Annotated in this window: 3 protein-coding genes; all 3 read right to left on the reverse strand. The window is 60.1% G+C overall.

Annotated elements, in window-relative coordinates; all coding sequences use genetic code 11:
• Window positions 1–7: 7 nt before the first annotated feature.
• Window positions 8–3,121, reverse strand: a complete 3,114-nt coding sequence (locus ACXAH0_RS17145) for an efflux RND transporter permease subunit (RefSeq protein WP_475193305.1) — start codon at window positions 3,119–3,121, stop codon at window positions 8–10.
• Between the two features lie 47 nt (window positions 3,122–3,168).
• Entirely contained in the window at window positions 3,169–4,467 is a 1,299-nt protein-coding gene (locus tag ACXAH0_RS17150) for an efflux RND transporter periplasmic adaptor subunit (RefSeq protein WP_475193291.1), read from the reverse strand.
• 451 nt (window positions 4,468–4,918) lie between these two features.
• Window positions 4,919–5,611 (reverse strand): glycosyltransferase, encoded by a 693-nt coding sequence (locus tag ACXAH0_RS17155; RefSeq protein WP_475193294.1) that lies wholly within the window; start codon window positions 5,609–5,611, stop codon window positions 4,919–4,921.
• Between the last annotated feature and the right edge of the window lie 461 nt (window positions 5,612–6,072).

The following is a 6,072-nucleotide window of genomic DNA, read 5'->3' on the forward strand; positions in this document are numbered from 1 at the left end:
TCTTCTGTCATCCTGACAGTGGACCTTCCTGGCCTGAGCGCTTGCGGTGGAAAAGCTTCAGCACCACCACAAAGAACACCGGTACCACGTAGATGCCGAGGAACGTGGCGCTGAGCATGCCGCCAAGCACGCCGATGCCCACCGCATTTTGGGAGGCGGACCCGGCACCTGTCGCCACGGCCAGGGGGAGAACGCCAAGAATGAAGGTGAGGGCGGTCATCAGGATCGGGCGCAGACGCAGGCGGGCCGCTTCTTTGGCCGCGTCCAGAAGACCGGCGCCGTGCTCCCAGCGTTCCTTGGCGAATTCGACAATCAAAATGGCGTTCCTGGCAGTCAGGCCAATGGTTATGAGCAGGCCGACCTTGAAATAGACGTCGTTCTCCTGACCGAACGACTGGGCGGCCACAAGGGAGCCGAGCACGCCGACAGGCACGGCCAGAAGCACTGCGAAGGGCACAGACCAACTTTCATAAAGGGCGGCCAGCGACAGGAAAACAGCTAAGGCCGACACCGCATAGAGCAGGCTGGCCTGGGAACCGGCCAGCCGTTCCTGATAGGAGAGACCCGACCAGGCGGCCGTATAGCCGCCGTCCAATTCTGCCACCAGCTCTTCCATGGCGTCCATGGCTGCCCCGGAGCTTGTGCTTTGGGCAGCTTCGCCCTGAATGGAGACTGCCGCCGTACCGTTGAAGCGCTTGAGAGAGGGCGGCCCTTGGGCCCAGCCGGTAGAGGCAATGGCGGAAAACGGCACCATTTCGTCCGAGCTATTGCGCGCATACCAGTGGTAGACGTCCTCGGTCTGCATGCGGTACGGGGCGTCGGCCTGCACATAGACCGGCTTGATCTCTCCGTTCAGGGTGAAGTCATTCACATAGGTGCCGGCAAAGGCAGTGCTGACAATGGCATTGGCATCGGAAATGTCGACACCGAGGGCGCCGGCCTTCTCATGGTCGATATTGATCCGCAGCTGGCTTTCCTGGGTGCGGGTGTTGCCCCGGACCTGGCCGACCCGGTCATCGGTGGTCGCGGCATCCGCCAGTTTGTTGGCCGCTTCTTCCAGGGCAGTGGTGCCGGTGTTGGACACGTCCTCCAGATACATCGTGAAGCCGCCGGAGCTCCCCAGACCCTGAATGGCGGGCGGGGCCAGAACAAACACCTCCGCATCGCGGATTTGGGCAAACTGCTGCATCGCCCGGCTGGCAATGGCCTGGGCGGATTGTTCCTTGCCGGGGCGGTCCTCAAAATCCTTCAGGCGGACAAAGGCCATGGCGGCGTTTTCGCCACTGCCACCAAAGCCAAAGCCAAGGGTTGTGAACACGCTTTTGACGTTGTCGTCGTTCTGCAGATAGTCCTCGACCATGTCGATCACCGCCTGGGTGCGAGCGGCATTGGCCCCTTCCGGCAAGGTGATCTGGGTCATTAGAACGCCCTGGTCTTCCACCGGGACAAAGGAGCTGGGCAGGTTTGTGTAAAGGCCATAGCCTCCGGCAAAGAGAGCGGCGGCCAGCGCGACGACACGAATGGGCCGGATGAGAAGCGCGCCGACGCCGCTGACATAGCCGCGTGTGACCCGCTCAAGGCCCCGGTTGAACCAATTGAACCATCTGGACGGCCTGGCATCGGTTTCATAGGTCAGGATCGTTGCACACAGGGCCGGGCTCAAGATGATTGCGACCAGGGTGGACAGCACGATGGCGGAGCCGATGGTCACGGCAAATTGCCGGTAGATCACGCCGACGGAGCCGGAAAAGAAAGCCATGGGCGTGACCACCGCGACCAGCACGGCGGAGGTGCCAATCAGGGCGCCTGTCACCTGCTGCATGGTTTTTTCCGTGGCCGCGCGCGGGCCCAAATGCTCTTCGGCCATGAGGCGGAAGACATTTTCCACCACCACGATGGCATCATCCACCAGTAGGCCGATGGCGAGCACCATCGCGAACATGGTCAGCATGTTGATCGAATAGCCAAGCATGGACAGGACCGCGAAGGTGCCCAGAAGCACCACCGGGATGGCAACCATGGGAACAAGCGTTGCCCGGATGTTCTGCAGGAACAGGTACAGCACCAGAAACACCAGCAGGATGGCTTCGGCGATGGTCTGCGCCACCTTCCAGATCGCCAGCTTTACAAACGGCGTGGTTTCATAGGAATAGGCGATCTCGACCCCGTCTGGCAGGGTGTTGGCCAGACGGTTCAGTTCCGCCCGCACCGCATTGGCGGTGGAAATGGCATTCGCGCCACTGGCCAGCTGCACACCGAACCCGGCCGCCGGCTTGCCGTTATAGGAGGACCGCTGGCCGTAGCTTTCCAGCCCGATTTCCACCCGGGCCACATCGCCAAGGCGCACGGTGGAGCCGTCCGTATTTGTCTTCAGGATGATCGCCTCGAACCCGGCGACGGTGCTGAGCTGGGTCTGCGAGACAATATTGGCCTTCAGCTGCTGGCCGCTGACAACCGGGGTGGAGCCGATGGACCCGGCCGAGACCTGCTGGTTCTGGGCCTGGATGGCCTCCACGAGATCGGCAGGCACCAGCTGAAATTTCTGCAGCGCCATAGGGTCCATCCAGACCCGCATGGCATAGCCTGCGCCGAAGGACTGCAGCGAACCGACACCGTCGACCCGTTCAATCCGTTCCTCGATGCGGCTTGAGACAATGTCGGAAAGCTGTTCGGAGCTGTAGGTGCCGTCGGTGGAGACGATGCTGCCGATCATCAGGATGCCGGACGGGGCGCGGGAGACGCGTACGCCGTCCTGCTGGACAGAGTCCGGCAGTTGGGCTTCGACCCGCGCCAGCTTGTTCTGCACTTGCACCTGCGCCAGTTCCGGGGCGGTGTCGTTGTCGAAGGTCAGCGAAATGGAAGACGACCCGGTGCTGGATGTCGATTCCATATAAAGCAGACCGTCAAGACCGGTCATCGCACCTTCAATGATCGTGGTGACAGAGTTTTCGACCGCCTTGGCGGTGGCGCCGGAATAGGTGGCGTCGATGCGCACCGTGACCGGAGCGATATCCGGATATTGGGAGATCGTGAGGGTGTAAACAGCCCCGGCGCCGCACAGCGAGGTTGCGATGGCCAGGACAAGGGCAAAGATCGGCCGGGCAATGAAAAACGAGGCCAGGCTTTTCGGCTGTTCGCCGTGTTGCGGTGGCAAGGAGGAGGTATTGGTCATTTTGCAGCCGCCTCGCCGGTTGTTTCAAGGCTTTGGGGAACCACGCCGGACGCGTTGATGGTTACATCGACGGGAATGACATCGGCCCCGGCGGAGAACTTCTGGAAGCCGTCCACGATCAGTCGGTCTCCCTCCGAAAGGTCTTGGGTGACAACCCAGTCATTGTCCTTGGAACTGATCGTCGTGAGGGTCCGGGCCTCTGCCTTGTTGTCTGCGGTGACGACATAGGCGGTTGCAGTGCCATTCGGCGCGCGGGTCACGGCACGCTGGGGCACGAGAAAGGCCTTGGGGGTGACGCCAAGATCAACGTCAGCCCGCACGAAGGTGCCTGGCAGCAGCACAAAATCCGGATTGCCGATGGTGGCGCGCAAGGTGAAGGTGCCTGTGGTCTTGCTGACGGTGCGTTCCGTTAGGGACAGTTCGCCGGTGACCGGATAACGGGTGCCGTCCTCAAGGGTCAGCTTCACCTTGGGCGGGCCGTCTTGGGTCGGGTTCAGCATGCCTGCTTCGAACGCGGAGCGAATCCGCAGCAGATTTGCACTGGAATCAACAAGGTTCACATAGACCGGATTGATCTGGCGGATGGTGGCCAGCGCGTCGGTCTGATTGGCGGTGACCAGTGAGCCGACGCTTACCGAGGCCGGGCCGATCAGGCCTGAGATCGGCGCCTTGATTGTGGCGTTGGCCAGATTGATCTCGGCTGCTTCCAGCTCAGCCTGCGCGGAAGCCAGGTCGGCTTCGGCCTCTAGCACCGCCGTGCGTTTTTCCTCCAAAGTCTGCTGGCTGGCATTGTTGGTGCCGGTCAGTTTTTCAGTGCGTTTCAGGGTTGACCGGGCACCGGTCAAGGTGGCCTGAGCCTTGCTCACGGCGGCAGCGGAGGCGTTTTTCTCGGCCCTGAATGTGGCATCATCGAGGGCAAACAGCGGCTCGCCTTCCGTGACCTGTCCGCCTTCCTTGAACAGGATTTTGCGCACCAGGCCGTCGACCTGGGGCCGGATTTCCGCTGTGGCCAAGGGGCTCACCCGGCCGGGCAGCTGCACAGAGCGCGGCACGTCCTGGCTTTCAAGGGTAATGACGCCGACCTCGACCGGGCCGCGCTGGCGTGATTGCCCGGGCGGGTGGTCCTGCTGCTCGTTGCAGGCGGCAAGGGCAAGAAGGCTGAGCAGGGCGAGCGCAAGGCCTGTACCAGAGCGCGCAGGTCTTGCCCGCGAACATGCGTCAGAACAAGGCGTGAGCGCCTGTCCCTGTCTTTGCTTGAATTGGAAAGGCTCCGGGGTCAGGGACAATTTGGTCATGGCGGCTTCTGAATGAACAGTCCCGGCATTGGGACGGGGAACGGCAGGTCGAGCGTATCGCGCTCATCCGCAGGCAAGGTGTTTTGTCCTTTGCGTTGAAAACTCCGACTTCAGACAGCGAAAGACAAGTCCAATTGAGGCAATGCGCCGGAACTGCGCAAACGGAAAGCACAGGCCCGGAACGCATATGCCATCCAAGCCACGCCGCGTTCTATAAGCCGCCATCAATGATTAGGCTATTTACAAAATGTCTGAAAATGTAACGGAATGTGTCCGCAAGTGATGAATGGCTCATTGGCTCAAAGGGGCGGGCTCGGCTCTTGGCAAAAGGATTGCGCAAAGCGTGAATTCGTAAAACAAACAGGACGGCCTGCCATGTGCGGGCCGTCTCTTCAGAACGAGGCGTTGTCAGAGAAGCTTGCCGTTTCTCGAGTGCAGGATTGGTTTTGGGTCAGTCAAAGGGACCGTCAATCACATGCTGCTTGGAGTAGTTGGCCAGAAGCTTTTCGCGGTGCCATTCGGCAGCCATGGGCGTGTTGGCATATTCATGGAAGCACGGGGTGCCCAGCGTAAAGTGCAGCAATTTGGCATCCGGATTGGGGCCGAATTCGTCCGGCAGCCAGTTCCATTCGATCGGCAATTCACCAATCAGGTCGTCGGACAGCCACGTGAACCGGTGAAGTTGTGCTCCAGAAGCCTCCATCACGAAACCAGGCGTCACCATCCGGTTTGCTGGGTGCGAACAGTTCCAGAGCACGACACTGGACCAGTTCTTGCGTGGGTAATCTTCGTTTTTTGAACCGAGATATTTGGTTTTCTGCTTGGTCTTGTAGTCATGGTGGACACACATGACCGCTTTGCTTTCGTCGTGCATTGCGAACAGCTTGGCAATGTCGTCCCGGACGATCATGTCGCCGTCCAGAAACAGGGCCCAGCCGGAATAATTCATGAGGTGCGGGATCAGAAAACGGGTGTAGATGAAATGGTTGGAGCCGTCTGAATGGGTCTCCTGATACGTTTTCAGATTGGTCAGAGAGATTGGTGTTATCGCCAGCATATCACTTGAAAGGCGGGTCAAGCTGTTCGAGCATACGTGATAAGCGACTGCTTCCCTAGGGTCGAAGCCAATGAAAATGTTGAGCATCTCTCGTGCCTTTCGAAACTGAAACCGGCGGCAAACTATGAGCAAAAACCTGAGGATGCAATACCTGTTATATGGCGGCAACCTGCGGCAAACATAGTAACACCAAGCGCAGTTGATCATGACCCATTTGACCGCGCTTGGAGGGGCTTCGGCCAGGAGAGCGTCGCAGGTCGATACGGGGTATCGGGCCAGACGTGCGACAACGTCCGAAGTCCCTCCAAGTGGGGCCTCTGGTTACCCATTTCCGCCCAACGGCCATCGTTGCACCGCTTACCCTGTCAACCAGACCGGGGCGCGCGATCCGCCTGGCCGTTGAACGCAAATGGGGCATCAAAGAGGTCATGAGCAACTGCGCTTGGTTGTCTAATTCCGGCCTCACAGTCAAGTCCCAAGCCCTGTTGCCTCCTCACCAGGTCCACGGTTGTCTTCGAAGTCGCTGCCAGCAGGGTCTGTGGAGCGCT

This window comes from Roseibium sp. AWQ4_290 (assembly GCF_056160985.1).

Bases quoted from the DNA above. Each gene is read 5' to 3' on its own strand.
- ACXAH0_RS17150 (WP_475193291.1), bottom strand. From the start codon at position 4,467: ATGACCAAATTGTCCCTGACCCCGGAGCCTTTCCAATTCAAGCAAAGA.
- ACXAH0_RS17155 (WP_475193294.1), bottom strand. From the start codon at position 5,611: ATGCTCAACATTTTCATTGGCTTCGACCCTAGGGAAGCAGTCGCTTAT.